General features: G+C 34.3%; 42 protein-coding genes. All 42 read right to left on the reverse strand.

Annotated elements, in window-relative coordinates; genetic code table 11:
* Window position 1: 1 nt before the first annotated feature.
* The 42 genes from BG261_RS04860 to BG261_RS11465 all read right to left on the reverse strand — a co-directional run bounded on the left by BG261_RS04860 (window position 2) and on the right by BG261_RS11465 (window position 26,332).
* Window positions 2–1,864, reverse strand: a complete 1,863-nt coding sequence (locus BG261_RS04860; RefSeq protein WP_070792035.1) for a phage tail spike protein — start codon at window positions 1,862–1,864, stop codon at window positions 2–4.
* A complete protein-coding gene (locus BG261_RS11715; RefSeq protein WP_158007178.1) occupies window positions 1,864–3,777 on the reverse strand; it encodes a serine hydrolase in 1,914 nt (637 codons plus the stop codon). Before BG261_RS11715 ends, BG261_RS04860 begins: the two co-directional genes overlap by 1 nt.
* A gap of 17 nt (window positions 3,778–3,794) precedes the next feature.
* Complete coding sequence (locus BG261_RS04870) at window positions 3,795–4,667, reverse strand: phage tail domain-containing protein (RefSeq protein WP_070792037.1); 873 nt, start codon at window positions 4,665–4,667, stop codon at window positions 3,795–3,797.
* Window positions 4,668–4,681: 14 nt separating this feature from the next.
* Window positions 4,682–7,762, reverse strand: a complete 3,081-nt coding sequence (locus BG261_RS04875; RefSeq protein WP_070792038.1) for a hypothetical protein — start codon at window positions 7,760–7,762, stop codon at window positions 4,682–4,684.
* Window positions 7,762–8,145: a DUF5361 domain-containing protein gene (locus BG261_RS04880; RefSeq protein WP_070792039.1), complete on the reverse strand. Its 384-nt coding sequence runs from the start codon at window positions 8,143–8,145 to the stop codon at window positions 7,762–7,764. The genes BG261_RS04875 and BG261_RS04880 overlap by 1 nt, the downstream gene beginning before the upstream one ends.
* Window positions 8,146–8,159: 14 nt before the next feature.
* On the reverse strand, window positions 8,160–8,420 hold the full coding sequence (locus BG261_RS04885; protein ID WP_070792040.1) for a hypothetical protein: 261 nt from the start codon (window positions 8,418–8,420) through the stop codon (window positions 8,160–8,162).
* Between the two features lie 5 nt (window positions 8,421–8,425).
* The gene (locus BG261_RS04890; RefSeq protein ID WP_070792041.1) at window positions 8,426–8,989 is read right to left on the reverse strand and encodes a phage tail tube protein; all 564 of its coding nucleotides are present in this window, start codon (window positions 8,987–8,989) and stop codon (window positions 8,426–8,428) included.
* Between the two features lie 11 nt (window positions 8,990–9,000).
* A complete protein-coding gene (locus BG261_RS04895; protein ID WP_070792042.1) occupies window positions 9,001–9,333 on the reverse strand; it encodes a hypothetical protein in 333 nt (110 codons plus the stop codon).
* Entirely contained in the window at window positions 9,333–9,569 is a 237-nt protein-coding gene (locus BG261_RS04900; RefSeq protein ID WP_070792043.1) for a hypothetical protein, read from the reverse strand. The genes BG261_RS04895 and BG261_RS04900 overlap by 1 nt, the downstream gene beginning before the upstream one ends.
* Entirely contained in the window at window positions 9,562–9,903 is a 342-nt protein-coding gene (locus tag BG261_RS04905; RefSeq protein ID WP_070792044.1) for a hypothetical protein, read from the reverse strand. The genes BG261_RS04900 and BG261_RS04905 overlap by 8 nt, the downstream gene beginning before the upstream one ends.
* Window positions 9,893–10,288, reverse strand: a complete 396-nt coding sequence (locus BG261_RS04910; RefSeq protein ID WP_070792045.1) for a phage Gp19/Gp15/Gp42 family protein — start codon at window positions 10,286–10,288, stop codon at window positions 9,893–9,895. The genes BG261_RS04905 and BG261_RS04910 overlap by 11 nt, the downstream gene beginning before the upstream one ends.
* A gap of 13 nt (window positions 10,289–10,301) precedes the next feature.
* Window positions 10,302–10,598, reverse strand: a complete 297-nt coding sequence (locus BG261_RS04915) for a hypothetical protein (protein WP_070792046.1) — start codon at window positions 10,596–10,598, stop codon at window positions 10,302–10,304.
* A gap of 12 nt (window positions 10,599–10,610) precedes the next feature.
* The gene (locus tag BG261_RS04920; protein ID WP_070792047.1) at window positions 10,611–11,504 is read right to left on the reverse strand and encodes a phage major capsid protein; all 894 of its coding nucleotides are present in this window, start codon (window positions 11,502–11,504) and stop codon (window positions 10,611–10,613) included.
* Window positions 11,505–11,508: 4 nt separating this feature from the next.
* Complete coding sequence (locus BG261_RS04925; protein WP_070792202.1) at window positions 11,509–11,976, reverse strand: capsid assembly scaffolding protein Gp46 family protein; 468 nt, start codon at window positions 11,974–11,976, stop codon at window positions 11,509–11,511.
* A gap of 74 nt (window positions 11,977–12,050) precedes the next feature.
* Window positions 12,051–13,460 (reverse strand): DEAD/DEAH box helicase family protein, encoded by a 1,410-nt coding sequence (locus BG261_RS04930; RefSeq protein ID WP_070792048.1) that lies wholly within the window; start codon window positions 13,458–13,460, stop codon window positions 12,051–12,053.
* A 141-nt stretch (window positions 13,461–13,601) separates the two neighbouring features.
* Entirely contained in the window at window positions 13,602–14,852 is a 1,251-nt protein-coding gene (locus BG261_RS11455) for a CdiA C-terminal domain-containing protein (RefSeq protein ID WP_070792049.1), read from the reverse strand.
* The gene (locus tag BG261_RS04940) at window positions 14,853–16,085 is read right to left on the reverse strand and encodes a phage portal protein (protein ID WP_070792050.1); all 1,233 of its coding nucleotides are present in this window, start codon (window positions 16,083–16,085) and stop codon (window positions 14,853–14,855) included.
* Window positions 16,086–16,177: 92 nt separating this feature from the next.
* Complete coding sequence (locus BG261_RS04945) at window positions 16,178–16,534, reverse strand: HNH endonuclease (protein ID WP_070792051.1); 357 nt, start codon at window positions 16,532–16,534, stop codon at window positions 16,178–16,180.
* Window positions 16,535–16,687: 153 nt separating this feature from the next.
* Window positions 16,688–17,119, reverse strand: coding sequence for a DUF722 domain-containing protein (locus BG261_RS04950; RefSeq protein ID WP_070792052.1), 432 nt, complete (start codon window positions 17,117–17,119; stop codon window positions 16,688–16,690).
* On the reverse strand, window positions 17,109–17,813 hold the full coding sequence (locus BG261_RS04955; RefSeq protein ID WP_070792053.1) for a putative HNHc nuclease: 705 nt from the start codon (window positions 17,811–17,813) through the stop codon (window positions 17,109–17,111). Before BG261_RS04955 ends, BG261_RS04950 begins: the two co-directional genes overlap by 11 nt.
* Window positions 17,814–17,815: 2 nt before the next feature.
* Window positions 17,816–18,223 (reverse strand): single-stranded DNA-binding protein, encoded by a 408-nt coding sequence (gene ssb / locus BG261_RS04960; protein WP_070792054.1) that lies wholly within the window; start codon window positions 18,221–18,223, stop codon window positions 17,816–17,818.
* Window positions 18,224–19,078, reverse strand: coding sequence for a rolling circle replication-associated protein (locus BG261_RS04965; RefSeq protein ID WP_070792055.1), 855 nt, complete (start codon window positions 19,076–19,078; stop codon window positions 18,224–18,226).
* A gap of 197 nt (window positions 19,079–19,275) precedes the next feature.
* Window positions 19,276–19,587: a hypothetical protein gene (locus tag BG261_RS04970; protein ID WP_070792056.1), complete on the reverse strand. Its 312-nt coding sequence runs from the start codon at window positions 19,585–19,587 to the stop codon at window positions 19,276–19,278.
* An 11-nt stretch (window positions 19,588–19,598) separates the two neighbouring features.
* Window positions 19,599–19,994 (reverse strand): beta-sandwich lipoprotein, encoded by a 396-nt coding sequence (locus tag BG261_RS04975; RefSeq protein WP_070792057.1) that lies wholly within the window; start codon window positions 19,992–19,994, stop codon window positions 19,599–19,601.
* On the reverse strand, window positions 19,991–20,356 hold the full coding sequence (locus BG261_RS04980; RefSeq protein ID WP_083318277.1) for a hypothetical protein: 366 nt from the start codon (window positions 20,354–20,356) through the stop codon (window positions 19,991–19,993). Before BG261_RS04980 ends, BG261_RS04975 begins: the two co-directional genes overlap by 4 nt.
* A 22-nt stretch (window positions 20,357–20,378) precedes the next feature.
* Entirely contained in the window at window positions 20,379–20,597 is a 219-nt protein-coding gene (locus tag BG261_RS04985; protein WP_070792058.1) for a hypothetical protein, read from the reverse strand.
* Between the two features lie 17 nt (window positions 20,598–20,614).
* Window positions 20,615–20,845: a DUF1660 family phage protein gene (locus BG261_RS04990; RefSeq protein WP_070792059.1), complete on the reverse strand. Its 231-nt coding sequence runs from the start codon at window positions 20,843–20,845 to the stop codon at window positions 20,615–20,617.
* Window positions 20,846–21,103, reverse strand: coding sequence for a hypothetical protein (locus BG261_RS04995; RefSeq protein ID WP_070792060.1), 258 nt, complete (start codon window positions 21,101–21,103; stop codon window positions 20,846–20,848).
* Between the two features lie 2 nt (window positions 21,104–21,105).
* Complete coding sequence (locus BG261_RS05000) at window positions 21,106–21,321, reverse strand: hypothetical protein (protein WP_070792061.1); 216 nt, start codon at window positions 21,319–21,321, stop codon at window positions 21,106–21,108.
* 1 nt (window position 21,322) lies between these two features.
* Window positions 21,323–21,778 (reverse strand): dCTP deaminase/dUTPase family protein, encoded by a 456-nt coding sequence (locus BG261_RS05005; protein ID WP_070792062.1) that lies wholly within the window; start codon window positions 21,776–21,778, stop codon window positions 21,323–21,325.
* Window positions 21,775–22,050 (reverse strand): hypothetical protein, encoded by a 276-nt coding sequence (locus BG261_RS05010; RefSeq protein WP_070792063.1) that lies wholly within the window; start codon window positions 22,048–22,050, stop codon window positions 21,775–21,777. The genes BG261_RS05005 and BG261_RS05010 overlap by 4 nt, the downstream gene beginning before the upstream one ends.
* Window positions 22,043–22,402 (reverse strand): YopX family protein, encoded by a 360-nt coding sequence (locus BG261_RS05015; protein WP_070792064.1) that lies wholly within the window; start codon window positions 22,400–22,402, stop codon window positions 22,043–22,045. The genes BG261_RS05010 and BG261_RS05015 overlap by 8 nt, the downstream gene beginning before the upstream one ends.
* A 170-nt stretch (window positions 22,403–22,572) precedes the next feature.
* Window positions 22,573–22,797, reverse strand: coding sequence for a hypothetical protein (locus BG261_RS05025; RefSeq protein ID WP_070792066.1), 225 nt, complete (start codon window positions 22,795–22,797; stop codon window positions 22,573–22,575).
* Window positions 22,798–23,037 carry a hypothetical protein gene (locus BG261_RS05030; RefSeq protein WP_070792067.1) on the reverse strand — a complete coding sequence of 80 codons (240 nt, stop codon included), beginning with the start codon at window positions 23,035–23,037 and terminating at the stop codon, window positions 22,798–22,800.
* Window positions 23,038–23,045: 8 nt separating this feature from the next.
* A complete protein-coding gene (locus BG261_RS05035; RefSeq protein WP_070792068.1) occupies window positions 23,046–23,231 on the reverse strand; it encodes a hypothetical protein in 186 nt (61 codons plus the stop codon).
* Window positions 23,231–23,410, reverse strand: a complete 180-nt coding sequence (locus BG261_RS05040) for a hypothetical protein (RefSeq protein ID WP_070792069.1) — start codon at window positions 23,408–23,410, stop codon at window positions 23,231–23,233. Before BG261_RS05040 ends, BG261_RS05035 begins: the two co-directional genes overlap by 1 nt.
* A gap of 6 nt (window positions 23,411–23,416) precedes the next feature.
* Window positions 23,417–23,674, reverse strand: a complete 258-nt coding sequence (locus BG261_RS05045; RefSeq protein ID WP_070792070.1) for a hypothetical protein — start codon at window positions 23,672–23,674, stop codon at window positions 23,417–23,419.
* Entirely contained in the window at window positions 23,671–24,138 is a 468-nt protein-coding gene (locus BG261_RS05050; RefSeq protein ID WP_070792071.1) for a hypothetical protein, read from the reverse strand. Before BG261_RS05050 ends, BG261_RS05045 begins: the two co-directional genes overlap by 4 nt.
* Window positions 24,139–24,157: 19 nt before the next feature.
* Window positions 24,158–25,510 (reverse strand): PcfJ domain-containing protein, encoded by a 1,353-nt coding sequence (locus BG261_RS05055; RefSeq protein ID WP_070792072.1) that lies wholly within the window; start codon window positions 25,508–25,510, stop codon window positions 24,158–24,160.
* A 9-nt stretch (window positions 25,511–25,519) separates the two neighbouring features.
* Window positions 25,520–25,975, reverse strand: a complete 456-nt coding sequence (locus BG261_RS05060; protein ID WP_070792073.1) for a Cas9 inhibitor AcrIIA9 family protein — start codon at window positions 25,973–25,975, stop codon at window positions 25,520–25,522.
* A gap of 34 nt (window positions 25,976–26,009) precedes the next feature.
* A complete protein-coding gene (locus BG261_RS11460) occupies window positions 26,010–26,150 on the reverse strand; it encodes a hypothetical protein (protein WP_158007179.1) in 141 nt (46 codons plus the stop codon).
* 23 nt (window positions 26,151–26,173) lie between these two features.
* On the reverse strand, window positions 26,174–26,332 hold the full coding sequence (locus BG261_RS11465; RefSeq protein WP_158007180.1) for a BOW99_gp33 family protein: 159 nt from the start codon (window positions 26,330–26,332) through the stop codon (window positions 26,174–26,176).
* Between the last annotated feature and the right edge of the window lie 17 nt (window positions 26,333–26,349).

Genomic DNA, 26,349 nt, shown 5'->3' on the forward strand with positions numbered 1-26,349 from the left:
TCTATAAATTCAAGTTATGCCACTTAGTCGCAGCTCCATTGCTATCAAAGCTTGCAGCTATTGCTACACTTCCAAGACCTTTAAATTGGCTTATGATTGCTAATACATCATCCATCGTCCACAATTCATTTTTACTGTTAATCATTCGCATTGGTACGTCAACAGTCATACCACTAAAACCGCTGTAAAACTTTCCTTTTGGATCAATGGTCAGCGCTGATGTATATGTCGTGTCTCCTGTCGCTTTCTTATATAAGAAACCAAGATAGTCTCCTGTGTCTTCAAGCCTTAGAGTAACACCCCTCACATTCACATCACTTGATTTAGAGCTTGTTCCTAATCGTCCAATTTTGCGAGTGCCATACCAGAACTCCATGCCGTCGTCATTCAATACTGCAGTTTTTACTCCATCTTTAAAAAACTGCATTCCATATTGATCAATATTTAAGTTCATTTTTGAGTTCTTAAAAAATTGGATACGATCTGAATACAATTTAATATTAGTAGAGCTATTATTAAATCCTACTGTGATTGCATTAACATCAAGCTTATCTGCTGTGATGCTGTTTGCCATAATTGCATCAGCAAGGATTCCACGACCAGTAATAGCATTTTTGAAAGTTTGTCCACCATCGTCTGAAATTCCAACCCCTGCAGCGTTTAGTATTACTATTAGATTTGGATTATCCTTATCCACTGCTAGCATGCTTCCGTCGTCGCTAAATTCAAATTGAGTATTTACTGACTTAAACATTTTAGTGACTATCTGAATCTCGTCGCTCATAGCCTGGAATGGCAATTTCTTACGACCTTCGAGAATGTCAGTAATATTATTAACTGCGTTAGACATCTTTCCTTGATATCGTTTGACAAGTCCTTCGGTTCCAAAAGTGAATTTGAGGTCTAGTATTTTTCCTAGCCAATTTCTTGTTATCTGACGAGAGACCACTCGAACCTCTTCATTCAATCCTATGCGTTCATCAATTAGTAATACATTGTCGCCTAAATTACTTTGAGCATATGGATAGCCCTTTTCCCTCAAGTCGACTAAATCAGCTGTTACTGAAATCTTAATCGATTCATCAACTAACTTCTTGAGAGCCTTGTCCATAGTAGCCGAGTCTTTCATTCGTCCATCTTTAATTGGTGGAGCATGAAGTTCACCTAATAATTTAGCAAGTGGACTAGTATATTCACGTTTCAACTTAGCATTTTTAATGCCTTCCTCAGAATCTTCGTAGTTTCCATATCCTCTAGCATATGTCCAGTAAGATTGACCGTCCACCTCTTTTACTATGTTCGAGGCATTTAGTCTGTGTCTATACATTACGTTACTGTCCGAACCAATTCGCTCTCTAATGGTTACTACATTCCCTGTGAAGGTGAATTCTGCTCCAATTCTGTCTAGAATACGCTGAAATGACTTCAAACAAGTATCACCATCACCAAAACCTTCAATTTTTATGTTGTTCCAGGCACCAATCAATTTATGAGTATATGGTGTTGGCTTAAAGCAGATATTAAATAACTCTTCAATAGAAAACGAGCCATCATACCTGTCATAAACTCTTTTAGAGTCTAGATCAAAATATAGCTTAGGAATTGCTTTAATTGATTTTTTTTGATATTTTCCTGAACCTTGCGACTTACAAATAATTATTCTATATGTAATATCATCATCACTAACTAATTCCCAATGCTGCTCAAGTTTATCTAAAAAAAGAGAATTTACCTTATTAGGTAAAATCTCCATAGATAGATTCATATTACCATTTATTTCATCAGATACGGTGTACGTGCCTAATAGAAAGTACTCTTTTCTCTCACCTGTTTGTTTATCAGGCTCAATATCTCTTACATACATTAAATATACCCTCGTGCATTAATTATTTTCTGACCGACAACACGAGACATTGTATTCGCTGCGGTATTGGAGCTTGGTAACATCATAAGGTGAATAGCATCTAGATAATTAATTACATCCCCTTCGTACATCACAGGACCACTGCCCGACTTGATATCTGAAGCTTTCAGCACAATACTCTCATTGAGATTTGATACATTTTCAAGCATCAAAATAGCTGTCATCACTTTAGTCATAGATGCTGGCATGATTGAATCATTCTCGTTGATTGAGTATAAGCTTTCTGAAGGAACGTTTGTAAAATATGTAGGATTCTGAACGGGAATTTTCATGATACTCGCTGCCTGCACTTTTGGTACTGACGTTGGTGTATAACTAGCATTCTTCAACTTTTGTTTTGCAATATCAGCGACTGCTTTAACTTGAGCATACCTCTCAGGACTTCCTGCATCAACATCAGTGCCCATGACGACACATGCGAAGATATCTTTAGTATCTTTAGCTTGAATCAATGTAGTGGCATTGAATAATGTGCCTAATGTCCCTGATTTCCCGCCTAATATGTCGTACTCTGCTTCAAGTCCATCATGATGCACTGTCGCATCTATGACTACGCTTCGAGCTTTAGGTCCTTTGACATTCACTGTATACTGCTTTCTTCCCCAATATTTCAATAAATCTGAATAAGCTAATGCATGCATTGTCAGTAATAAAAAATCTCTTGAACAAGATACTTGTCCAGAGATTGCTAGCCCAGTAGAATTTTTAAATGTCGTCTTAGACATACCAAGATATGCTGCTTTTTTATTCATTTCTGAAACGAAAACTGCAGAACATTCATCATCACTAGCTTGAATTTTTTGTCCCGAATCGTCAGGTAGAACAACTGGTGGTGTACTAGATTCTTTTGACATCTTAGAAATCTGACTACTTAGAGCAGCGTATGTCTTCGCAAGAGTTAATTCAATACCTTTTTCTGATGCTTCTAGGTTCTTGAAATCAACTTCTTTAACAGTTTTTGGCTCGTTTCCTTTTCCGTAAATATCTGTTAAGTCATATATCGATAGCTTTCTTATCTTACCTGTCAAATTTGCTGAAGATATACTTCCTACATAAACAATTGAATCTCCTGCAAAAGTATCAGAAGTAACAAGAATTTCTGAGATGTTTTCAAAATCATTCTTATCTGACACTCTTGTTAATCCTATATTTTGATTACCACTCTTGAAAGCTCCGTTGAACTGAACTCCACACAGTCCTTTAACATATCTGCTTACCGCTACATCGAATGTAACAAAGTATGCATGACTAGCTTTCAATTTAACTTTCTGATTCACTTGAGCAGATGTCTGACTATCCATAGTCAGATTATTAAATCCATCAGTATCTTTTGCGATTGTTACAGTCCCTGCATTATTAGACCAGAATGCTAAATTATTATTAAACCATCCATTTGAAAAAAGATTAATTGCGAAATCTTCAGTATTGTTTTTGATTGTTTCTTTGATTTTCTCAAGTTCTTCTGCAGTTACAGTCAATTCGATCCAGTCAGACCATTGGTCGACTTTAAAAGCTCTCACATATTTCTGAGCAGGATTATTGAGATCTAGGAATTCTTGATGTACATACACCCCCGAATTGCTAGATACCACTTGCAACATTCCGCTAGCTTTTGCTGGTGGATAATTTGTTCCGCCAGCTACAAAAAAAAGACCTCCAGTTTTATACTCATTGAGATCTACATTATTTAATCCTACGAAACGACTATTTACTGAATCTTTAATTTCTTTGATGCTATTCTCAACAGAAACAGACATTTTTTTCATATCATCTGGAATTCCTTCAAATAACTTGAAATTTTCATTAATCTGATCTAGATTTTGACGATTCCATTGAGGACCTATAATTTTCATTGCCATATTTTTCCTTTCTATCTATATAAAAATTTGAAATCAAATTCAATACTTGCGCTTGTACAGTCGTAAATCTGAAACGTGTTCCAGCCTGGCTTTAAGAAAATAAAATCTTTAGCTGTATCTTTCAAAGCTGCTAGTTTGTTTCTTGTTACATTTGCGCCCTCATATCGCCATACATCAGTATTTGCTACAGGTTTATTGATTGTAATCTTACTATCTGTCGTAAGATTTTTCAGTTTAAATCTTGTCGTAGAACCTGCAACTTTTTTTATTGTGATGTTCAACATTGATTCAAATGGATGCACCTCGACATTACCTGCATTGAATACTTTGAATGTAGCAGTTGATTCTGCATTGTGCGTATATATCAACTCAGTATCATCTACAGTTTCAAGTCCCATTCCCCACGCCCATGATGAGTCACTTGCAAGAATACCCTGAAGTTGAAGCTGTTGTGTCGTTAAACTGCTTTTTGCATAAGGAGTTTCAGTGGTCTCAAATTTCAATTCACCTTGAAGAACATTGAGATTTTGCTTTAACTCAAAATTGTCAGCAAGTCTTACTATGTATTGTTTAGGAGAAATACTTTCATCAACAAGACTATAATTGCTTATTTCTTGAATTAATAATTCTTCATCTTCATCAATCATTGAAAAAAGCTCATCTCTTACCATTCTTGCATCATAAAGATATTTTGATTTCGAATAAAAAGGTATTCTTATCGTTCGATAACTTGAGTCTGAGCCAAAATCAATTCTTCCACTTCTGCCTTCTAATTCCTGAAAATAATTTTTTTTATTTATAGAGGAGATAATAAAGTCAATTGCAGATATGTTAATATCACTTAATTTAAACTGTCCTTTTTTTGATGTAATTAATGCATCCAATGTTCTCCTCCTTACTACACTCTGAATACTCTAATTAAGTCATCAGTAGCATTTTCTTGATTTACATAGGTTCTAATTGTTTCTAAGTCACTTTCATTTGTGATATAGATGTTAATTGGCTGTTTAGTATTGATATCTTCTGATAAAGATTTGTTATCTTTCTTGTCTTGTTTTGCTCCTTCCATTGCGTACTTAATTCCGTCTGAGTTAGATAAAGTATTAATATTATTTCTTTCAAATACAACTTTGGCCTGCATATTCTCACCATTGAATTTTTCTAATTCATCAGCAATCATATTTCTATTAATATTGAAGCTGTCAGCAAGTTCATCAGCCATATCAGATACTGTGTCTTTTACACCTTTGAAATTCTCTTGCAAACTTGAATTTAAACCATACATGATTGCGGCACCTGCAGGAATTAAAAGTTTTTTATCATAGCTTATTGGTCCTTTGTGCCTTGCTATCCAATCTGCAATGCCACCAACGAAATCTGTAACAGCTCCCCAAGCTGATTTCAATCCACCAAGGAAACCATTCATGATTGCAGCACCTGCACCACTAAGATCTATATTTGCTAGGCTACTAAATATATTCTTAATGCTATCAATAATGCCAGATATGCTTGATCCTGCACTTGAAATAGCACTTACCATCCCATTCCACGCGCCACTCACAATTGATTGCATGCTATTACCTGCACTACCTAAATTACTGAAAAAAGAGGTAATATTGCTTATAACACCACCAATCGCACCACCAACCATTGAAATAACTGATTGAATACCTGACCATGCCCCACTAAGAACTCCTTTTAAAACATTACCTGAAGAGCCTAAACTATTAAATATTGATTTAATTACATTAATTACTGCAGAAATACCACTTCCAGCAACTGATATAACTGATTTTATGTTATTCCATGCACTAGAAATTATAGATTGTAATGTCGTTCCAGCACCACTCAAACTTCCAAAAATACCAATAACTGTCCCAACCCATGATGCAACTTGCGTTAAAGCAGGTACACATGCATTAAATATGTCGACTAAAAAGCTTATAACTGGAGTAAGAAATCCAACTGCTGTAGTAATCAAATCAAAGGTTGCTGATAAGCTTAACAGTATCCCCTTAAACACTCCACCTATGAAGGCACCTAACACTTGCAAGACTGGCATTAATGCACTCGCTAATACTGTAAGCAAAGGTTGAATTGCATTCCACATTTGTGAAAAAGATGCTACAAGTGTTTGAATTGCCGGAGCTACTATTGACATCATTGTGCTGAATGCATTAGCTATTGCAGGTGCAAGAGCTCCAATAACTGCTTGAATACCGCTGAAGTCTAAACTTGTAAATGCAGTTACTAGTGACTCTATTACAGGTTTAATATTTCCAATTGTTGTAGATAATATATCGAATGCTGTCGAAATCCCCACAAAAGCTGCTTTAAATGCGCCTCCTAAAAAGTCTCCCAATGTCTGAAATACAGGCATTAAGCTATCTGCAACAAGTGATAATAAAGGTTGCATAGCATTAATCAAGTTAGTAAATGACGTATTAAGACCTTCAACAGCAGGACCTGCAATTGATACTATTGAACTGAATGCTTGAGCAAGTGCTGGGGCAATTGAAGAAACAATTGATTGTAAACCACTTAAATCTATATTTGAAAATGTTGAACCGACTTGACTAACTATTGGAAGGATATCCCCGATAGAACCTGATAAAATATCAAAAGCCTTAGATAGTCCTTGAAATGCTGCATTTAATGTTCCACCTACAAAGGTCCCAATTGATTCAAATACAGGCATCATCTGTGATGCTAGGGCTAATAGTAACGGCTGTGCGTTATTCCAAAGAGTTACAAAAGAATTAGAAACTGATGCGATAGATGGACTAATTAGATCTAGCATTTTCCCAAATGCATTGGTAATTGCTGGAATAACTGAAGTGATTACACTTTTCAAACCTGTGAAGTTTAATTTTGTAAATGCTGTTGTAATAGACATAATCATTGGAGAAACTGAATCACCAATTGTTTTGAATAATTGAGGTATTTGACTGAATGCTGTTTTAAATCCATCAACTACAGGTTTAATAGTTGACTGAACTTTTGCACCTAATCCTTTCATTTCCGAAGTAATACCTACTCCCAACGCTTTCAATAAACCTTTACCACCGTTGATGAATTCTGGAGTAGCTGCTTTGAAAAAAGTCGCAATCGCTCCTGGTAAGCCTTTTAAGATATTTCCTACCATTGGAATAAAATTACCGAAAAAGAAAGTTGATGTAGTTTTTGCAAGTGCATTCAATGAAGGCTTAATATCATCACCTAATGCTAATTTACCTAATACATTAGAAAACGATGCTTTCATTGCTGCTAATGAACCACTGAATGTTTCAGATGCTTCTTTAGCAGTTGTTCCAGTAATATCAAGTTCTTCTTGTACTGCATGAATAGCTTGATAAACATCATTCAGATTACTAATGTCATAATGCACACCTGTTAATTTCTCAGCATCAGTTAACAGCCTTTGCATTTCTTCTTTAGTCCCACCATAACCTAGTTTTAAGTTATCCAGCATGGTGTAGTTTTGTTTCGCAAATCCCTGATAAGCATTTTGAATGTCGCCCATATTGGTCCCCATTTTATTTGCATTATCAGACATATCAATCATGGCCATATTTGCAACATCTGCTGCCTTTTCAGTATCACCACCAACAGATTGTAATAGACTTGCACTAAAACCTGTCACGTTCTCCATATAAGAGTTTGCTGATAGTCCTGTAGTTCTGTAAGCTTCATTAGCATAGCCTTTTACTTTATCTGCATTATCTTTGAAGAGAGTCTCAATTCCTCCCAACGATTGTTGAAGATTTGCACCTTCGTTTAAAGTTGCTGATAGTGCCTTGCCAATTCCTGCAGCAACAATTACACCTTTAGCAATTGCTACTAGCTTTCCACCTAGACTCTCACCGGCACTTGCACCTGCTGCTGAGGCTTCTGGATCTAATTGTCCACTAATAGCACCTCGAATACCGCGCATTGATGGCATTATTTGTATATACGCTTGACCTATTTCTGTTGCCATTAGTCAACACCTCCTTTCCCTGCTTCAGCTATTATTTTTTTACGCATAGCTTCAAATTCTTCACTTGAATTAAATGTCATTTCCTTTTTTTCTTCCTTCTTATCATTTGTCAGAAGATTTAATATTGAAGAAGGTCTATTCTTGTTTTTATGAGCATCTTCTGTTTTCGCCCAAAGCAAAAGACTTACTTTATCAATAAGCCCAGCTAGTAAAAAGGTGTCAAGCGGAACTTTCTGATCACTCATTTTCAATTTAATTCTTGAATCGTCCCTAAGCCCATACGAAAAAACAGCTACCTGTATTAAAGGTAGCTGTCGGTAATCATATATATTGTAAGTCTCAGCTAGATCGCATATTAATGCTGATTCATCTAGTTCAATCATACCGGCAAGGACAATTATTTTTTTATTTCTGGGCCTTGAAAAATGTCTTGAAATTCTTCCATCATTTTATCAGCAGCAACTATTCCATTTTCATCTCTGACATGTTCCTTAAGTTTTTTAGTTTGTTCTGAACCTAGCAACATTCTCATCACCGTTGAGGCAACCAAAGGATTAGTTTCAATTTCTGAAATTAATTCAAGTAATTCATAATTATTTAGATTTTCTTCCGGGACTTTATAAGCAAATCCTGTTTTAGTCTTACCTTTAATATCCATTTTTATTAAGCTCCTTTACCAAGTTTTTGTATGTATTCATAATGTGAATTACCATCTTTATCTGGCATTGCTGTTAATGTTGTTTCATACCCAATAGCATCACCATCTGTATACGAAATCTCCCCTAATTCAGAGACTTGGCCATTAGGAATAACAATACGTTTCAATAAACCATTTTTCAGAATCATGTCAATAACAAGAGCATGTTCCTCAAGTGGTGTAGCATTTGCTTTGATTGTAATACCAGTTGCGAGTGTTCCGCTGACGTTATCTTTCCCATATACTTCTTTGAGAACATCTACATTAGTTGCTTCAATTAATGTGTATGTAAAAGTATCTTCTTTTGAATTTTGAACAATAACAACTGTATCCCCACCCCACGCCTTGATTGTGTCAGTATCTGGGGTATTTTCGTTAGTCAATCCGTCTTCTGAAATATAGCCCAAACCCTTGAAAGCAGGATTAAGAGCAGTTGTTGCATCTGTGGGTAGAGCAGTACCGAGTGGAGCTGAATATATCGCACCGTCCACTTTAGGTTTTGCTGTCGAAACATTTTCTACTGTTGACATTTATTTCTCCTTTAATATTTAAAATCGAATACCGCTTGGTAGCGATATTCTTTAGTTTCTGTATCTGTAAAGTTGTAGTCACTATTTAACTTAACACTAGCAATCTCATCACTTTCAATTATTGATTCAATCACTTGTTTTAGTTCTTCGTTTAATACAGCTGCATCATACATAGATTTTGCATAACTTTGAAATGCAAAAGTTGCTGAATTAATGTGATTGCGCTTTGCACTACTTGTCTTTTCAAAAAGTACAAATCTTTCAGGTACTTTCTTTGGACGCTCTAAAAAGACGGGCACTGAAATGTGTCCGTCTAGAAAGTTATTTATAATCAACTCAATCATTAGCGCACCGCCTTTAGTAGAGTATTATTTTTTTTGTTATCTTTTTTTGCTTCATATGTAGAAGCGTATACCATTGCATTTGCACGAGTTTTACCAACATATATATCCTTTTTATATCCTGGTCCTGCTCTTCCTTGCACTTCACTAGCTTTCTCTTCTAACATAGATTGCATACCTGATGATTTCATCAATTGACCAATACCAGCATAATTAAGCTTAAAACCTTGTTTACTCAATTCGCTCTACCATCACTTTCTCATTCCAATCTAATGGTATCAATTCATCAATACCTTTAAGGGGTATACCAAAAGTTCTCCATTTTTTATCAAAGAAAACAACTTCTTTGTTTTCCCAATCATTAGTATCCCCTTTTGGAATCGCTAAAGTGTATACTGCCTTTCTTCCATCAATACTTAATTGATTTATTATATCATCAGCAGATGTAGGACTAACCAAAACATTATCTACTTCAATTTCCACATCTTCATATATTGGATGCTTAAAAGGGTCTTTACCGACATTCTTTTTATCAAGTAAGATTACAGTTATACCTTTAAGTTTATTGGCCATAAAAATCTATCACCCCATATCGTTGTTTTCTAAGTCCTAGACGACTAAGCTCTGAGTTTTTTATGAACAGACCGCCTCCAGGGACAAGATAAGAACCTGACCATGAATAACCAAGCGCACTTTCACTTGTTTGTGTCATCGGTTCTTGATCTGTCGAAGTCATGAGAGTTCTTGCAACGATATCTACAGTAACTGACTTAACAACGTTCAAGAAGTACACAGGGCTTTCAGAAATCATCTTATCAAGGTCTTTTGAGACTTTATTAGCCTCCATGCGTAAAGAGTCAGAAACGACTTCAAGAAGCTTTTCAGCTCTTTCAGTCTCATCATGTTTCAATGCCCGCCATAATGTAGTCACATCATCAATTGTTGCAAAAGGTTTCATGGTTCTCCTTTCATTAGCCCATCATTAAGTCATAGAGTTCTTGCTTTTTCGCACGTGGATTAAATTCAATTCCTTGCGCAGTCAGTTCCTGCTTGATTTGAGCAACTGTAATCCCGTCAAAATCATCATCATTTGATTCAGATTTAACAGCATCAGAATCTTCATTTGTAGTTTCAATTGGAGGGATTTCCTCAGATTCAATCGTCTCTACAATCTGCGACTTTACAGAATCATTAACAAGTACCCAATCTCCAAGCATTTGACTTACAGCATCTATAATTACATTGGTCTTTTTATTAATGTATCTCATCAACTACTCCTTTTATGCTTCCTCAACACGCGCAAATGCATCTGTATCTAGAATACCCCATCCGATGTAAGCTTCTGCACGTAAGCAGATTTCATTGTATGCTTTCAAGTCACGCCCAGTTTGATCAGGATCACCATATTCAATAATTTCCATTGGAATGTTCTCTGCATATCCCCATTTAAAGGCATTGGCAAAATCACCAGCAATGATATGATCTATTTTTGAAGTTCCGCCTTTTGTAACAAGCGTCTTATTAATATCTGAAGTCATACCATAAAATCCGTCTGGATTTTGACCAAAACGAAACTCAGGATATTGAGCAATCCCATTTACTTTTACCTTGCTTAATGCAGTCCCCGCAGCAGGTGACAAAGCAAGTCCTGTTACTGTTCCGCCATTTGCTGAAACTGCAGCAACGGCATCATCAATATTATCTTCAACTTTTGAAGTGTCATAAGTTAGAACATTTGAAGTTACTAAGCCATCAAAACTATTTGTAGCTTTGAATGTTGCATCTGTCATAGATTTTGGTTCTAGTCCATGAATTGCAGCGATATCAAATGCTTCAGCAATCTTCTTAGCATAGCCTTCAATAAATGATTCAAGATATTTCAATTGCTTCTCATCAGATGCTTTCATAAATTCATCTGTAACACGCGCCTGATAGATAATTTTGACTGGTTTAATTATCTTGCTTGTAACAGTTGCTTTCCCTTCTTTCTTCTGTTCTCCCTCACCAACAATTTGAGCATTTCCTTCTAAATTGAAAATAAATTGTTCTGTGCCTGTAAAAGGAATTGGAGTTTGAGAAGACAGTTTAGCAAGAGATGAGTGCCCCTTTACTTTTGAAAAAATATCAAGAACTGTTTCTGTTGGAAATAAGCTTCCGCTTTTTAATGTTGTCATTTAGTTATTCTCCTTTATTAGTTAAATCTTTTAACATAGATTTCAAGTTATTTTTAGCAGCATCACCAGGATTAGTTTCCAAAGATTTCAAAGGCGGTTTTGGTCCATTTGATTTTATAAATCCACTGAGTCGCTCAGCATCACTTTGAAGCGCTGATTCATCATCACCGACTAATCTATCCGCGAGATCATATGGTAATCCATTACTTAGTGCAATTTTTATTCGCAATTGTGCCATTTCAGATGCATTTGCTTTTTTTGTTAATTCTTCAATTTTACTTTTATAATTACCCTCACTTTCTTTTGCTTCATTAGCTAGAAATTCAAGTTTTCCTTCAAGATTTTTATTTGCTTCTTGAAGCTGACTATAATCTGAAAACTCACTTTCAATACTTTCTTTCTGTCGAGCAAGTCTGCTTTCAATAATCTTATTTAACTCCTCTTGAGTTTCAATTGGTTTAAAATCTGACATAACGTTTCCTTTCCCAGCTTTCCCGGCTGTATCGGTAATTTGTATAAGAAAAGCTCCTACATTCATAGAAGCCATTAATACCATATTTTTTGTTTTTTCTTGGGCTTAACATTAGAACAAGCCCAATGCGCAAGTAAAGCGCTATCCATTATACTGATGTCCATATCATCGAACTGTGACTTATAACCAAAGCCTCCATTAGTACCAATATTCCTTTTTGAACAGTTTGTTACAACTGTTGTCATAGATGGCTGCCCATTATGGCAAAGAGTTTTTTGATAAATTGCTTGTTCCCACATTGAATTAGCACTAATAATCTCGCTTACTTTAGGAAGTAAGGGTACTTTCAAACTAAAATCTTTCATTTCATTTGATAAAAGATTTTGTCCACTAGCACCATCAATCACTACTGCCTCAACATCTGCGTTCTTTAAAAAATTAATTATCCAATGATTGCCATTTCTTACTGACTGACAATCAATAGTTTCTACAAATATTTTTCCTGATAGTGTCTTGACTGCAACGCTCATAGATACATTAGAACCATCATTAGCATATTTGATTCCGACAAACAATTTTCCTTTTAAAACAGGCATTGCTTTGACTTTCAGTAAATTCCATTCTCCTTCAGTGATTGCTGATTTCTGATTGTAAGTTGGCCAGTAACCTAACCTTTGAATATTGTGGTCCAGCTTATCATTACCTAGCTCGGCTTCAATCTTCCTCTCGGTCAAATGATACCCAAGCGACGGATTAGAATTATACCAAGCATCAATATCTTGAATATCTTTAATACTGTCCACCGACCACTCAGCCCAACCTGAATATTTTAATTTACCTGCTAAAACATTCTCACGATACTTTGTAAATACTGTACCGCTTGATGATGGTGTCGGTGGTGTTCCACACATGATTGTCATAGGGTTATCGCTATCCGTCACCGTGTATTTCAAAGCAGCTTCTTGATCGGAAGTATATTCTTGAGCCTCATCAATGATTAGTAAGTCAAATCCTTCACCAAGTCCTCCACTTGAGGTTCTCGTTCGATACTGAATTATTCCTCCAGTTGCATATAACTCTAAACGTTCTTGACCTTTAGCTTTAATTGAATTAAAGTCATCACCTTCAACATAACCAGAATCTTCGAGGTACTTTTTCAATTTCTCATACGAAGAATGAGATGTAGTTATTCTGTGAGCTGTATGTAGTATATTCAATCCATTTTCCAAAGCCCACAGTTCAAGCATGTACACAATCTCTGTTTTACCATTACGTCGAGATATAGAATATCCATACTTTTGATGTGCCCAAAGACCATTTTCATCAACTGCCATTACATCTTTTAGAAGATACTCTTGCCACTCATAGCATTTTAACTTCGTTTTGTTATAAAAGTCGATTGCTTCGCGATATTTTGTTTCAGTATACGGAACAATTACTGATTGAGTTGGATGTTGATTACCACGTCTTACTTTAGTAGTCATATATATCCTCTCTTCAATCATTTCAGCATGATAACCCTATCGCATGGGATAATTTCTTGATTATTTTTTAATTATGAATTATAATAAAAACATAAAGAGAGTTAGTTTCGCGCCCCTTGTACTTTATGTACGGCGCCATAGTCAACTCTCTTTTTTTAGTACATCAATTAATGTATTACCCCTTTTAATAACTACAATATTAAGTCCCCTGCGACCACTTCGATAGATTTTTTCTAGCTGATTTTTCACATCATTATCTGTCAATTTGGACTTAGTAATATCAATAATTATATTCTCAGATTGAACTTTAGCTTTTTTCATATTGCCGTCAATTACATTTTTCCCATTACCAGTAATTTCTTTCAAGTCGTAAGCAATTCCATTTACAAGGTAGTCCGGAGTTTTCATACCACTAGGGTAATTTACTCTAGGTACAAATTGAACATGCATTCCGAACTTTTCAGCAATCCATGATGCTACTTCTTCCTCTTTGCCGGAATAGTCTAAAACCACCTTTTTACCATCTACTAAATACACAATCCCTTGATGTTCCCATCGAGTGAGTTCTGATACTTTAATATTTTTTGAATTAAAGTTCTTAAGCCATTCGTCCTTTAAACTTATATACGATTTATCTACCTTGCTATCATATAGATTCAAGGTTTTTCTTCTTGTAAGCTCATCACTATCATGCCATTGTTTTGTATGTGAATTTTGTACTCTCTTCCCTTTTCTAGGATTATATTCAACTAAACACCTACAATTTTGATGTCTTTTATAAAAGTCTGGTGGCTCAGTACCGTATAAAAAAACACCCGCAAGGCTTCTACACCACGCGCATGCTTTACCTGATACTGTCCTTTTGATGGTTGGAGACAATCCAGATTTGAAATGGAATTCAACATTCTTCTTAATTGAGTCATCAACTATACTCTGTGTGAAATTAACAATTGGATCTTTAAGAATCCATTCGATTTTATTGAAATCATCCTCTGAAGAAATTCTATTTATAAGACCATTAATCCTATTTTGATTTATATCTGGAATCTGTGCTGCTATTCCAATTCCAGACCTTTCATTCAATAGATTTTGTACTTCTTCAGCATATTTTGACACTAAATCATAGTTATTTTTAAGAGTCTTATTTAATACCCTGTCCGCAATGTTAAAATACATCTTCCCATCAGGAAGAATGTCTGCCGTAATATTTTCTCGAAATACTGATGATAAAATTTCACCAATTTCAATAGCATATTCATTAACAGATAAGTAATCAGCGTCCCCATCTTGCAAAAGTCTAAGTAACTTTTCAATTTTTTTACTTTTTTCGCTTTTATTGTCAAAACTTGATGATATAGCTTCTAACAATTCTGGAACAATATCATCATGCATTTAATTTGCTCCTTTAACTCCGATTAAATCTTGCAAAGTGTTAGCATCAATGTATCCTTCAACTGCTTGGTTGAGCTTAATAGCACCATCTCCAACTAGAGCTAACATACTTGCATCAGCTTCAAATAAAGGTTCCCATTTTGGTTTTGTTTTTACAAATTGTCTGCGTTCATATTGAAAATCGTCTCTAAGGCATGCTGCTAAAAACGCTACATTTAGCAAACCTGCTCCTAAACTTCGTTGTGCTTTACGACCTGCTAGTCTCAAGCTTTCGTGACTAGCTTTCATTGCCTCAACAGAAGATGGATTATCTGAAACAAACCCTAGATCATCTAATGTCAACCCTGTTTCTCCTGCAAAACCTGCAGCAGCTGTTCTTAATTGTTCGGTAAATGGTGACATGCTTGGTGTTGTAAACTGGCCAAGTTGAGGTTTATCTCCATCTTCATCTTTTGAAAATTGAAGCATGCTCGCTACTGTGGCTTTCCAACTGTCCATCGGTTCAGCATCAGAACTTAATCCAACAATATATTTTTGTGGAAATGAGTAAAATTCTGCAGTAATGTCTGCACGCTCCATTGTCCTTTTTGCATATCGTTGATAGTACATTCCAGAACGTGTGATTCTTGAGCGGCCGAAGGGTCTTACTGCATCTGGCCTATGAATTACTGGAACTAATAAAGGATGACCAGTAACATTTTCTATTAGAAGGTCTTTTTCTGGTTGATTCTTGTAATAAAAGTATGTTGCATCCGAGGTGAAATGTGCCTCCAAGGAAGGATTTCCATAATCATCTCTTTCTAATACTGCATAACCTTCAGTCAACAAACCAGTTATAGGATCAATGATACCAGTTGCATTATTCGCTTCAATTACTTGTAATCTTGGAAGTTCATTTTCGACTTTAGAAATGTAAACAAAAGAGCAAGATGCAATCAATGATGACAAGACAACACTGTCAAAAAACACATCTGGATTGTTTGCATTGAATATTTCTTCAACTTTGAAATCATCATTTTCAAATTCACGAAATACCAACCTGTCTGCAAGACTGTCAACTCCTTTAGCACACCAACCCAGGATGGAATTGTATCTCCTCCTAATATTCTCTGGTATTGTCATTCCTACAACTGCATCTCGATATTTCATTGAGTATTGTGCATATCTCATAGTAACTCTGCTGCTATGCTCTACAAGCTTTTTTCTGAGGTATTCAATGCCTTTCTCCGTCATTTCATCAACTCCTTTCATATCACGCGAGAAAAAATGTACAGTGACGGCGTGAAGGGCGCTCACGCCGACAGGGAGGGTGGTACCCCCCTATATTATTTTGCTTTATAGTTAACCCAATCAATTGATTGTGGAAGGTTACGGTTGCCTAATACTGTAGTAGTTTTTTCTTTATTATTGTTATTATTATTTATTTTATTATTAAATAATTTATCTGATTTTTGTCTATTACATGTCCAATGAGCGAGCTGTAAATTATCTATGTCAGACGGATGTCCACCCTTGCTGACCGGAATAATATGGTCAACAACTGCGCTCATTGGATCTGGTGCTTTCAATTTCTTATCTATAAGTTGTCCACATATACCACAAACATTATCAGTCTTTAACAATCTCTTTCGATTCTTTTCAAATGCGACACGGTGTGGTCCTTGTTTGTCTGCACGTACCATCTCGACTCCTTTAGTTAATACAAAAAGTCTACCTGTGAGGGTAGACTAAAAATTAGAAGATTGTATGAAAAAGTTTTAATCGTTTTGCTGAAAAACTTTATGCTATCATAATATCTTTATTTCAATTAGACTTCAATAGCTGAAAGTCTACACTTATAGTCTGCCGGAGATTCTCGCATAAGCATTTAAAATATATTTCCTTTTGTTATATATGCTCGCTTTAGAAAGATTATATAAACTCACTTTAGGAAGATTGCAGGATTTAATCATATCAGTCCACTCGTAGTCATTTAACCATCTCAATTCGAAAATATCTCTATGAATTTGTGGTAGAGTTTCTTGGAGTTCATCTACATTCTTCTTAAAATTATAATAACTGCACAGCTCCCTATCTTCGCTGTACTTAATAGCTAGTGATTCAGGTTGTCTTGATATGATTCCACTGGGACTACCTACTCTTTCATCTTGCTCAGCATTTGTTGAGATTTCTTCTCTTCTTCTTTTAATCTTTCTGTCTATATCTTTATAGCTTTTTAATTCTTCTTCGTACGCATCATACTGTGAACGTGTTAGTTCAACTTTCATCTATATCCTCCTCTGCATAACCGCCAATTTTCATTTTCTTTATATCGTCAGCATCTAACTTTACACCCCACATGTGATATTTGTTTTTAAACTCTGTTACACCAATGATATGTTTCTCTTGATGGTGTATGCTACATAACGCTGCAAATGTAAATTGTGTGTTATCAATCTTGTTTCTGTTACGTCTTCCAACCGCATGGTCAAAGTGATCTATCTCTGCATGCTTACCACAAATACAACATGTCCTAGACATAATACACTTATAGAAATAGTGGTCTTGATTCTCAGGTAATATCTCATAACCCTCTTTGAAAGGAATATCATTTTCAAATATAAAATCCAATACTAAATTGATTAGAAATGTTACATCCGATACTGAAGTATTGCTTGCAGACAAAGACATTGCATCGCCTGTCACATCTTCATACATTGAATAAAAGTATTCTTGCAAACTACTCTTTGTATGATCAGTAGCCATACTAATATCATTAAGCAATGCAAAAAAGAATTTCCTTTGTCTCTCTGAGACTTTTCTTGGGTCTTGAAATTTGATTATGACTTCTCTTGGATATTCATCAAACCCTTCATAAATCTTTGATAATCTATTTATATCAAGCTTCTCATTTAATTGAACAAGTAGCTTGTCATCATCATAGCCTCTCACTACTGCTGTATACTTGTTCAGATATTCCATGACTAATCTTCATCTTTCCAGATAGGAACTCCATAGTCATCACGTTCTATCATTGATTCATCTAACTCTTGCCTTGTTTGTCTATCATCTTGTTTTTTACGTTCCATCAAAGTAAGACTACCTACGACGATTTCAGTAACGTATATACGTTGTCCTTGGTTATTTTGAAAATTTCTTGTTTGAATACGCCCTTCGATACCAATCAACTCACCTTTGTGAGTATGCATTGATAAAATTTCTGCAGTTTTATTCCAAGCGATACATTGAACAAAATCAGCATCATACTCTCCATTTTGATTTTTAAATTTTCTAGTTACAGCTAGTGTAAAATTTGCATACTTTCCATTTGCTGTTTCTTTTAATTCAATATCTTTTGTTAGTCTACCTACTAACACGCTATTGTTAATCATTTATATTCTCCTTCGCATTCTGTAATACAATCTAGGCCCTCTGAATTCATCATACCTATAATCATATTTAACGAGTTCTTTCTGATTGGTTTCTGGATTCACTCTTTCAAATTCAATTAGCTCCCAATCTTGATTATTCTTTTCAAGTTGTTCAACTACTTCATCATTTGCAATCCATTTATCAATCATACTTCTTGTATATTTAAAATTTTGAGTTCTTGCAGTAACAGGCTTTTTCATATTCCCTTTACTCGCAAACCACTTTCTCTTGCCTTTGCGATTCTCTTGCTTGAACTCCTTAGTAAGATATGCTGCTATTACTTCTATTCCCGGAACATACTTTCCATAAACTCTTTGCTTTGAAATTCGTCTTACATTTGCAATACCAAGCGATAATTTATTCTTACCTCTTCCTTTACACCATAGTGATTCTATTTCATCACGAGATAGCTTGTTATCCATAATAAAGTGATGATGTAATCTCTTCTCGTAACGCCCTTCAATCACAGCCATATACTTCACTGGCTCTATATTTCTCTTAGCACGCGCACGGTTTACTCTCTTTATGAAGAGTCTTAATTCTTTTTCAGCATCTTCTATTGTTTCTGGTAAGAAGTCATCATCATACGTAAGTGTTCCAAATAAATCTCCATTACTGAAATTTGTAATAGCATTCAATCTAAACCATGTTTGTGCATTACGATAATTCAAATTCCTTTGCACTGGTCTAGAAATATCTTCTTTTCTCTTTCTTGGTTTTCCATCTCTTACAAAATCTACTTTTTGATCTTTACCAAGAATTACTGATTCTTTATAATTATCTCCTGCTAACCTAGTTACATTTCTCATAAACATAATAATTAATTCCTTTACATTTATTTAACGACCTGAAGATAATACCTATTACAAGCCGTCTAAACGCTATTAGTTATAGCGTTTGTGTTGAGAAATCAACTGTTATATGCTATGATTAGCTTACGAGTAATAATTGATTTCTATCAATAATCAAGAGCTGCCTTTTGCCGAGGTAGCTCTTTTTTTGTATTTGTTGCTTATTCCCAAGATATTATTATTATTTCTACATTGGTAGGACTTTGGAATACATGTTCCCTTTGAGCAGTTCCTGTTCGTATTTCAAAGCCTTCCCCAAGTTTCTCTCCTAATAATTCAGCAGTTAATTCATTAAAAATTCTACTTCGTGAATATTCGCTATCAACTTTGTCGCTTACAATCATGTAGCTTCCTTCACCTTTATCTGCTTCAATTTTTAATGTTTTCTCTAGTTGTAAGTTTGCATACCAGCGTTCAAACCACACTTTATGACATTTGATTTTTCGTTGTTTTAATTCATCTGCTAAACTCATTTTCATATCTCCTAGTCTTTTTTAGTCAATGTGTATGGCACTATGCTCTCTGGCATGTAATTAACTTCATACTTGTATTTATTGACCTTAGCACCTTCTAAATCTTCAACTACATACATATTCCAGTCTGTAAGGTTTATTAGATGCTTTTTGTATACTTCTTTTTCAGTCTCAGCTACAATTACAAGCTTTGTCTTATCTGATGTATCAACTGATATACGACCAATTACTTCAAATTCAACTTTATCTGTTCTTGTATTAATGATTGCTACACGTCTTACAACGTTGAAATTATCAGCCTCTTGACTTACATTGTAAGAGACTTTACTTGCTTGACTTTCACACCCTGCTAGTAGAAAAATCATAATTACTGAACTCATTAGAATTACTAGTTTATTTCTCTTCATTTTATCCCCTTATTTATTCCATACAGTAGAGCTACTGCTATTTGAGCATCTGCTAATCCAAAGCTGTTTTTATCTTCCCACTCCCTGAATTCTTTACTTTTAGGAATCCAAGGTTTTGTTGCAAACATATCGTATTCTTCAAGAATTTGTTTTATGTAGCTACAATTTTCATCCACTAAGATAAGTTGCATAACCCCTAAGAACGTTGCACCATCTTCTCGTAGTTCATTAAAGTATTCAATTCGCTCTATTACTGCATCTGGAAGATTTGTAATAGGTGGATGTATTTTTTGTTCATCATCAATATAAAATCCATTGATGTTTTTCATCGCAACTCTTAAATGATCTTTTGTATCACTCATTTTCTTCTCCTTTAACATTTAGTTATTTTAATTTTTCATCATTTTCATGTACAAACTTACTTTGAGTTATTGCTATCTTCCTACCACAACTAGAACAATAAAATTTTTTTATCATATAAACAGTCATTGCTCCCTCAAATATAAATTTTCCATTTTTATAAAGATCTTTTTCGTTTCCTTTGTACTCAACCTTTACTTTAAATACATCGCAGTTGCACTCAGGACACTTTCTAATTTCCATTTTTATGTCCTTCTTAACTATAATCTAAAAGATTTTTTTATTTCATCTTCTAATTGTGAACCAGCTTTTCTCATTTCCTTTAGTTTTTCATCCCGAGTCAAATCGCTATTCATAATATTATTAACAGAATTCTTAAATTGTATATCTAAAGCATAATTTTGATACCTACATCGGCTGCAATATGGTCTTACATCGCTAATTGGATCAAATGCAAGTTTATGTCCAAATATTTTGCATAACAATTTCATTTATTTATCCTCGTAATAAAGGTGGTTATTATATAATCTTGGTGTCATATGACCATCGTAGAGAAAATACTCCATGCCAGTCTCGCTGTCTTTTATGATTTGAGCTGGCTTGTCGCTATCTCCGATAGGTACTATGGTTACAACATCTAAAGTCACGCGCCTTTTGTTTTGTTCCTCACTGGTTCTCTTACAACCTGTTAGAGTAATTGCTGATATTAATAATGTAATTATCAATAATGTCTTAGTTATTCTTTTCAAATTTATTTACCTCCATTAATGATTGGTAAAGTATATGTGATATCAGTTAATACTGTTTTGCAAAATATTAATAGAAATACTAATGCTATTACTTCACCAAGCTTTATTGGTCTTAAACCAAAATATGCTGCAATTGAATGGTTGAATGCTAATTGAATAAGACAAGATATAAAAATCACTATGATGGATACTTGCAATAATGCTTTAATATATTCCATTTCATTCTCCTTCATTATCTGTACTGCCAAATCCACCTTCACGCGCATTGATTGCTTCATCATCATCTGCTTTAAGGTATTTACTGAATACTCCTTGCATGATCTTATCGCCCTTTTTGATTTCAATTGGACCATCTGTGATATTTGTAAACTGGCCAAAGAAGTGACCTTCATTTGTTGGATTGTTAAAATAGTCTGCATCAACGACTCCAACTGAATTTGTAAGAACAATACCTTTTTTACGTGGATTGCTACTTCTGTCATATAGATATAGAACTTCATCATCTTGCATATAAGCTTTCAGACCTGTTGCAACTAACTTTATTTCATTAGGTTGGATAGTTACATCTTCTGCTGACTCAATATCATATCCTGCAGCATTCATAGTTGCTCGCTTAGGTATGTTTATTCCTTTATGTTCAAATGCTGATACTACTTTAAATCCTCTTAGTTTCATAATTTCTCTCCTAGACTAGTCCATGTGATTAACAAAGCAGTGTTCCATGCTCGATCATAAACACCGAATCCCTTGCTTTCTAATTCTTTCCTAATTCGTTTTGCAAATTGAAAGAGAATATTGTCATACTTCTTGTAGATTATCAGCTGACACTTTTCGTTTTCAGCTTCGTGTTTGATTCTTTCACTTAGTTCTTCAACTGCAGATAATTCTTTCAACTCTACTTTTCTACGAGTTGCAACTATCTTTCTTGCTTCTGATGCATTAATCATTTAACAGCTCCTTGTTCTCGTAAATATTTCCAATGACTTCTGAATAATAAGCAAATTTACTTAATAAGATATTTTCGCCTAAAACATATGTAGCATTATCTTCTTTCCAATTCACAACAAAAGTATCGTTGTAAAATTCATCGTACGGATAATCCGAAATTTTAAGTATGTCTTTTTCATATATTTCAATGCCATTTTTGTCTTTTAACCCTGTGTATTGCATTACTTTATATTGCTCAGGACTCATTACTGCAAAAGTTAATATTGTACCTGCACTACCATATTTCATTTCTTGACCAATATTGTGATTCTTAAATGGTGTATACCATGCTCTAATTTTAATCTTCCTCATGAAGTCTCCTTCCGCACATTGGACAGTAATTGATGGTTAATATAGTAGGTAAACAAGCACAGTAACTGTCAGACAAAATAACATCGTTGTTTTCATCAATGGTGATATATGCTTCCGTTGTTGGAGTTGATATTTCTTTGCTTTCTTCTCCAAACTTACAGTATCCACATTTATTTTGCATCCACTGACTCCAAATTTCCGTACTTTACATTTACATGATGTCCACAGCTAATCAGCACCATAAAATCTTTTTTATTGAACGATATCACGTCTAACACAACAGTTTTATTCCTTAGCTCTACCACGCGCCCTATGAACTCATGCTTTAACTTGCTACTTGTACCTTTATAGATATCTCCTACAGATACCTGACTTCTTGGAACTCTTCTCTTCATTTAATTAATCTCCTTCATTTCATGAAATCTTGCATCATACCATGCATTAGCTGCTTGTGCTTTTATCTTATTTTTATATCGAATGGCTTTTGTCTCATCACATGACCATTCAACAACTTTGCTTGCATTGCTACCTGAATACTGTTTCCCATTGTATTCTTTAGTTCCATATGCATCTGTCTCTAATGTTTTGTAAGTTAGAAACTTCCCATCACATTTTCTTTTTAATATTATGGCCATAAATATTTTCACTCTTCCCTTAGAAACTTCAATTCGAATGGTTTTGCATCAGTTGTCGTTTTTTGATAGGCTCTAGAACCATAGTCCATAACTCGTGAAGGAGCTATTCCTAATTCTTTTGCAATCTGATAGATAGTTCCTTCAGCAACTACTTCATTACCCTTATGCAATTCGTAAATTCTTCTGTAATTCATTACTCTTCTCCTATATACACTAATCTGAAGGAAGTAGCTTCATTAGTTCTTTTACAATATGCAGGATATCCAAAGTATTTTAATGATTTTACTTTCATCTGCATCAGTTCCGCTATCTCCTCGAGAGTTCCATCACACAGGTTCTCTTCTCCTCTATACAAAGAATAGATTTTAACCATAACTTCTCATAGCTCACTTCTTTTAATTATCTTATGAGCAGGTGGTATTGGTGTTTCTACATCTTTCAATGATTGGCCATGATATTTTGCACCTTGAAACCATTTATCATTTCCTGGCACTACACAATGACCTTTAGATGATTTTCTTACTACTTCACTTCTTGTTTGATAAAGAAAGCCACCTAGGATATTTGCTACTTCATAAAATACATATCTAAACTGGTTACCACGTTGATACCAACCTCTTTTTAATTTAACTGTCATTCCTCTATCCCCATTGATACACCTTCAAGGCTAATCTTCAAGTTCTTAGGAACTGTTTCTATATATTGAATTAACTCACTAGATTGAACTTGCGTATACTCAAGGTACACTCCGTTAGCCCATGCGTATGCAAACTTCTCTTCACGGTCTTTGTATCTTTTTTCATCTTTCAACCACGTCATAGCCTTTTCTTGAATATATCTTGCACGGCCTGAAGGTGCTTTTGTTTTTTCATCCATTGCTTCAGATAAAGAATAATCTTTTCCTTTACTGAACATGATCCACAAGCCAACTACAGCAGGAACCTCATGTCCTCTTTTAATAAAGATTTCAACCTTATTTAGATCAACTGCTTTAACAAATTCATTTTTCTCATAGAGACTTACTCTCTTTGCTTCTACATGAATTAATACATCTTTGTATTCTTTTCCTTCGTATTTCACTATTAATTTTTCTAATATCATTTAATATTCCTCGTTTCTTTTATGCTGCACTGTGAAGCTTCGCTTGTTTGTTTTTTTCTTTAACCAACTCAACCCATTTATCAACAACCTTTTTAAGTTCTTTTGATGGATCACAATTTTTCATTCCTCTAACCTGAATTACTTTATCCTTATATTCCATAGTAAAAAATGGTGTATCCAACTTATTTTTTTCCCTAATAAACACTATCGAAGTAGAGCCTTTAAAATGCCCTTCAATATAGCCTCTACCACCAACACAATGCATTAGACACCTACCCTCATTTATTAAGTCGTATGGAGTTTTGGGCAAAACAAAGATATAATTGCCTATTGTCATTTCAAAGTGACTTCTATTTTCTAAAATCTTCTTTGATAATTCAGCTTCATTTTTTAATTTTTCTTCTATCGATCTAGCTCGCTCTATATCTTTGATAGCATTTAATGAATTTACAGCCTCATCATGAGATCTTTCTAAATTTTTTGGCCAAATAACATTTTTTGATGTGGTTTCAATTCCTAGTTCTTCAAGTAAATCTCTGTAGTCCTTATAATATTGAAATTGTTTTTCTTGTTTCAATAAGTAATTCTGTAATTTTAGTAAGCCTATATTTTTTGGTAGCTTATTCAAGTCACTAACTTGCATATAATTACCAATTCCTGGTACATATTTAATCCCTCTACTTGTAATTTCATACTTCAACAAGAATTCATTTGAAGAAACATCTGAATTTTTTAAAAAACTTTTATTGCTTTTTAATTTTTTCATGGTCATTCTTCTCATATCGACTCTATTTCCGTACAAATCAGATATAAGGCCACGTGCATGAATCTTTTCGACATACTCAATCACATCTCGATATTTGTAAACATGATCAAGCTTATCTGAAGAAATATATTTCAATTGCAAATATTTTAATTCCGATTTTTTTATCAATTTATCTTCATAACCATTTTCATAAAAAGTTATTGATGGATGATAAATCCCGAAATCTAATTTACCGAAATAGTATCCTCCGTTATTACTTGCACTGACAAAAATACATTCATCAGATTGCAATACTTGGATGCTCACTAAATTATTAGTAAGTCTTTGTTTCCCGTCTTCAATAAATGAACATATACTATAAGTCTGCTTCTCTATTCTCTTTGAAGAACATAGTATTATTTGAAAAAATTTTTCCTTATGAAAAAAGCTTAACCTTGAATTTTTTGTTAATCTCTTTTTAATGGTATGTATATGTTTTTTATCTGAAGCAACAATTTTTTTATTTTTATTGGCCCAAATGAAAGTTGGAATTTGATAGTAACACCAATCGAAAAATGATTTAGGAGGTTTTAGACAACTTTCTGCGTAATCTTGTGCTGTTTTCATTCCTACCTCCTACATGAAATCGAAAATTGTCGTTTGATTTGGATCAATATCGTTCTTTTTCTTCTTTGTTTTTATAACTGCTGCATTTTTTAACTTTTTATTTTGCTTTTCTAAATTTCTTCTTGCTCTTTCACCAGGATCACTTAAAGTTACTCTTGCTACTGCAGTAGCATCTGAAAGATAGTATTCTCTAACCCATTCAAATACTTGGTCATGTTCAACCATTGCACATCCTTCAAACGCTTGTTCTCTTGATTTTGACCCTGCATAATTGAAAGCATTTGAAATCGTCTTACCTGACTTGAGTATTGAAATAAATAGCTCTTCATCATCTTGATCACACAACCAATTATGAATCGTATGTATTGGTTCATAACTTGTATGTTCTACTTCTTTCAACATCTTTTTTAATGCTTTATCTTTATTGCTGATATTCTTATCAGTTTGTATTTCAATTATTTCCATGTTATAATCACCTTATAATCCTTTTCAATGTCGCTCACGGTTGCAGCCTAGCGACTTTTTTTGTTGTCTTCTTTTCCTCTTTCTCCCATTTTCGAGTCATTTCTAACCATGAAAAAAATATTGAAAATAAGAAGAATACTAATAGAACTAATAGCGTTCCGAATAGTTCATCCATATTAATCTCCTTTCGAATCTATTTTAAGAATGTATCTTTTTCATTTTTTCATCAAATATATTTTCTAATGCTGAGTAATATCCAGTCATTGTTAATGGAATAATGGCACCCTCTATTGAATCTCTTTCTTCACCATCAGCCATTATATGTGTTACTTTGTATTTTTGGTTTTGTCTCTTCATTTATTTCTCCTTTATAT

Origin of the sequence: Floricoccus tropicus, from assembly GCF_001832905.1 — a bacterium.
Taxonomy (GTDB): Bacteria; Bacillota; Bacilli; order Lactobacillales; family Streptococcaceae; genus Floricoccus; species Floricoccus tropicus.

Coding starts and splice junctions, on each gene's coding strand:
- BG261_RS04860 (WP_070792035.1), bottom strand. CDS start 1,864: ATGTATGTAAGAGATATTGAGCCTGATAAACAAACAGGTGAGAGAAAA.
- BG261_RS11715 (WP_158007178.1), bottom strand. CDS start 3,777: ATGAAAATTATAGGTCCTCAATGGAATCGTCAAAATCTAGATCAGATT.
- BG261_RS04875 (WP_070792038.1), bottom strand. CDS start 7,762: ATGGCAACAGAAATAGGTCAAGCGTATATACAAATAATGCCATCAATG.
- BG261_RS04880 (WP_070792039.1), bottom strand. CDS start 8,145: ATGATTGAACTAGATGAATCAGCATTAATATGCGATCTAGCTGAGACT.
- BG261_RS04885 (WP_070792040.1), bottom strand. CDS start 8,420: ATGGATATTAAAGGTAAGACTAAAACAGGATTTGCTTATAAAGTCCCG.
- BG261_RS04890 (WP_070792041.1), bottom strand. CDS start 8,989: ATGTCAACAGTAGAAAATGTTTCGACAGCAAAACCTAAAGTGGACGGT.
- BG261_RS04895 (WP_070792042.1), bottom strand. CDS start 9,333: ATGATTGAGTTGATTATAAATAACTTTCTAGACGGACACATTTCAGTG.
- BG261_RS04905 (WP_070792044.1), bottom strand. CDS start 9,903: ATGGCCAATAAACTTAAAGGTATAACTGTAATCTTACTTGATAAAAAG.
- BG261_RS04910 (WP_070792045.1), bottom strand. CDS start 10,288: ATGAAACCTTTTGCAACAATTGATGATGTGACTACATTATGGCGGGCA.
- BG261_RS04915 (WP_070792046.1), bottom strand. CDS start 10,598: ATGAGATACATTAATAAAAAGACCAATGTAATTATAGATGCTGTAAGT.
- BG261_RS04920 (WP_070792047.1), bottom strand. CDS start 11,504: ATGACAACATTAAAAAGCGGAAGCTTATTTCCAACAGAAACAGTTCTT.
- BG261_RS04925 (WP_070792202.1), bottom strand. CDS start 11,976: ATGTCAGATTTTAAACCAATTGAAACTCAAGAGGAGTTAAATAAGATT.
- BG261_RS04930 (WP_070792048.1), bottom strand. CDS start 13,460: ATGACTACTAAAGTAAGACGTGGTAATCAACATCCAACTCAATCAGTA.
- BG261_RS11455 (WP_070792049.1), bottom strand. CDS start 14,852: ATGCATGATGATATTGTTCCAGAATTGTTAGAAGCTATATCATCAAGT.
- BG261_RS04940 (WP_070792050.1), bottom strand. CDS start 16,085: ATGACGGAGAAAGGCATTGAATACCTCAGAAAAAAGCTTGTAGAGCAT.
- BG261_RS04945 (WP_070792051.1), bottom strand. CDS start 16,534: ATGGTACGTGCAGACAAACAAGGACCACACCGTGTCGCATTTGAAAAG.
- BG261_RS04950 (WP_070792052.1), bottom strand. CDS start 17,119: ATGAAAGTTGAACTAACACGTTCACAGTATGATGCGTACGAAGAAGAA.
- BG261_RS04955 (WP_070792053.1), bottom strand. CDS start 17,813: ATGGAATATCTGAACAAGTATACAGCAGTAGTGAGAGGCTATGATGAT.
- ssb (WP_070792054.1), bottom strand. CDS start 18,223: ATGATTAACAATAGCGTGTTAGTAGGTAGACTAACAAAAGATATTGAA.
- BG261_RS04965 (WP_070792055.1), bottom strand. CDS start 19,078: ATGTTTATGAGAAATGTAACTAGGTTAGCAGGAGATAATTATAAAGAA.
- BG261_RS04970 (WP_070792056.1), bottom strand. CDS start 19,587: ATGAGTTTAGCAGATGAATTAAAACAACGAAAAATCAAATGTCATAAA.
- BG261_RS04975 (WP_070792057.1), bottom strand. CDS start 19,994: ATGAAGAGAAATAAACTAGTAATTCTAATGAGTTCAGTAATTATGATT.
- BG261_RS04980 (WP_083318277.1), bottom strand. CDS start 20,356: ATGAGTGATACAAAAGATCATTTAAGAGTTGCGATGAAAAACATCAAT.
- BG261_RS04985 (WP_070792058.1), bottom strand. CDS start 20,597: ATGGAAATTAGAAAGTGTCCTGAGTGCAACTGCGATGTATTTAAAGTA.
- BG261_RS04990 (WP_070792059.1), bottom strand. CDS start 20,845: ATGAAATTGTTATGCAAAATATTTGGACATAAACTTGCATTTGATCCA.
- BG261_RS05000 (WP_070792061.1), bottom strand. CDS start 21,321: ATGGAATATATTAAAGCATTATTGCAAGTATCCATCATAGTGATTTTT.
- BG261_RS05005 (WP_070792062.1), bottom strand. CDS start 21,778: ATGAAACTAAGAGGATTTAAAGTAGTATCAGCATTTGAACATAAAGGA.
- BG261_RS05010 (WP_070792063.1), bottom strand. CDS start 22,050: ATGATTAATGCATCAGAAGCAAGAAAGATAGTTGCAACTCGTAGAAAA.
- BG261_RS05015 (WP_070792064.1), bottom strand. CDS start 22,402: ATGAGGAAGATTAAAATTAGAGCATGGTATACACCATTTAAGAATCAC.
- BG261_RS05025 (WP_070792066.1), bottom strand. CDS start 22,797: ATGAAGAGAAGAGTTCCAAGAAGTCAGGTATCTGTAGGAGATATCTAT.
- BG261_RS05030 (WP_070792067.1), bottom strand. CDS start 23,037: ATGGCCATAATATTAAAAAGAAAATGTGATGGGAAGTTTCTAACTTAC.
- BG261_RS05035 (WP_070792068.1), bottom strand. CDS start 23,231: ATGAATTACAGAAGAATTTACGAATTGCATAAGGGTAATGAAGTAGTT.
- BG261_RS05040 (WP_070792069.1), bottom strand. CDS start 23,410: ATGGTTAAAATCTATTCTTTGTATAGAGGAGAAGAGAACCTGTGTGAT.
- BG261_RS05045 (WP_070792070.1), bottom strand. CDS start 23,674: ATGACAGTTAAATTAAAAAGAGGTTGGTATCAACGTGGTAACCAGTTT.
- BG261_RS05050 (WP_070792071.1), bottom strand. CDS start 24,138: ATGATATTAGAAAAATTAATAGTGAAATACGAAGGAAAAGAATACAAA.
- BG261_RS05055 (WP_070792072.1), bottom strand. CDS start 25,510: ATGAAAACAGCACAAGATTACGCAGAAAGTTGTCTAAAACCTCCTAAA.
- BG261_RS05060 (WP_070792073.1), bottom strand. CDS start 25,975: ATGGAAATAATTGAAATACAAACTGATAAGAATATCAGCAATAAAGAT.
- BG261_RS11460 (WP_158007179.1), bottom strand. CDS start 26,150: ATGGATGAACTATTCGGAACGCTATTAGTTCTATTAGTATTCTTCTTA.
- BG261_RS11465 (WP_158007180.1), bottom strand. CDS start 26,332: ATGAAGAGACAAAACCAAAAATACAAAGTAACACATATAATGGCTGAT.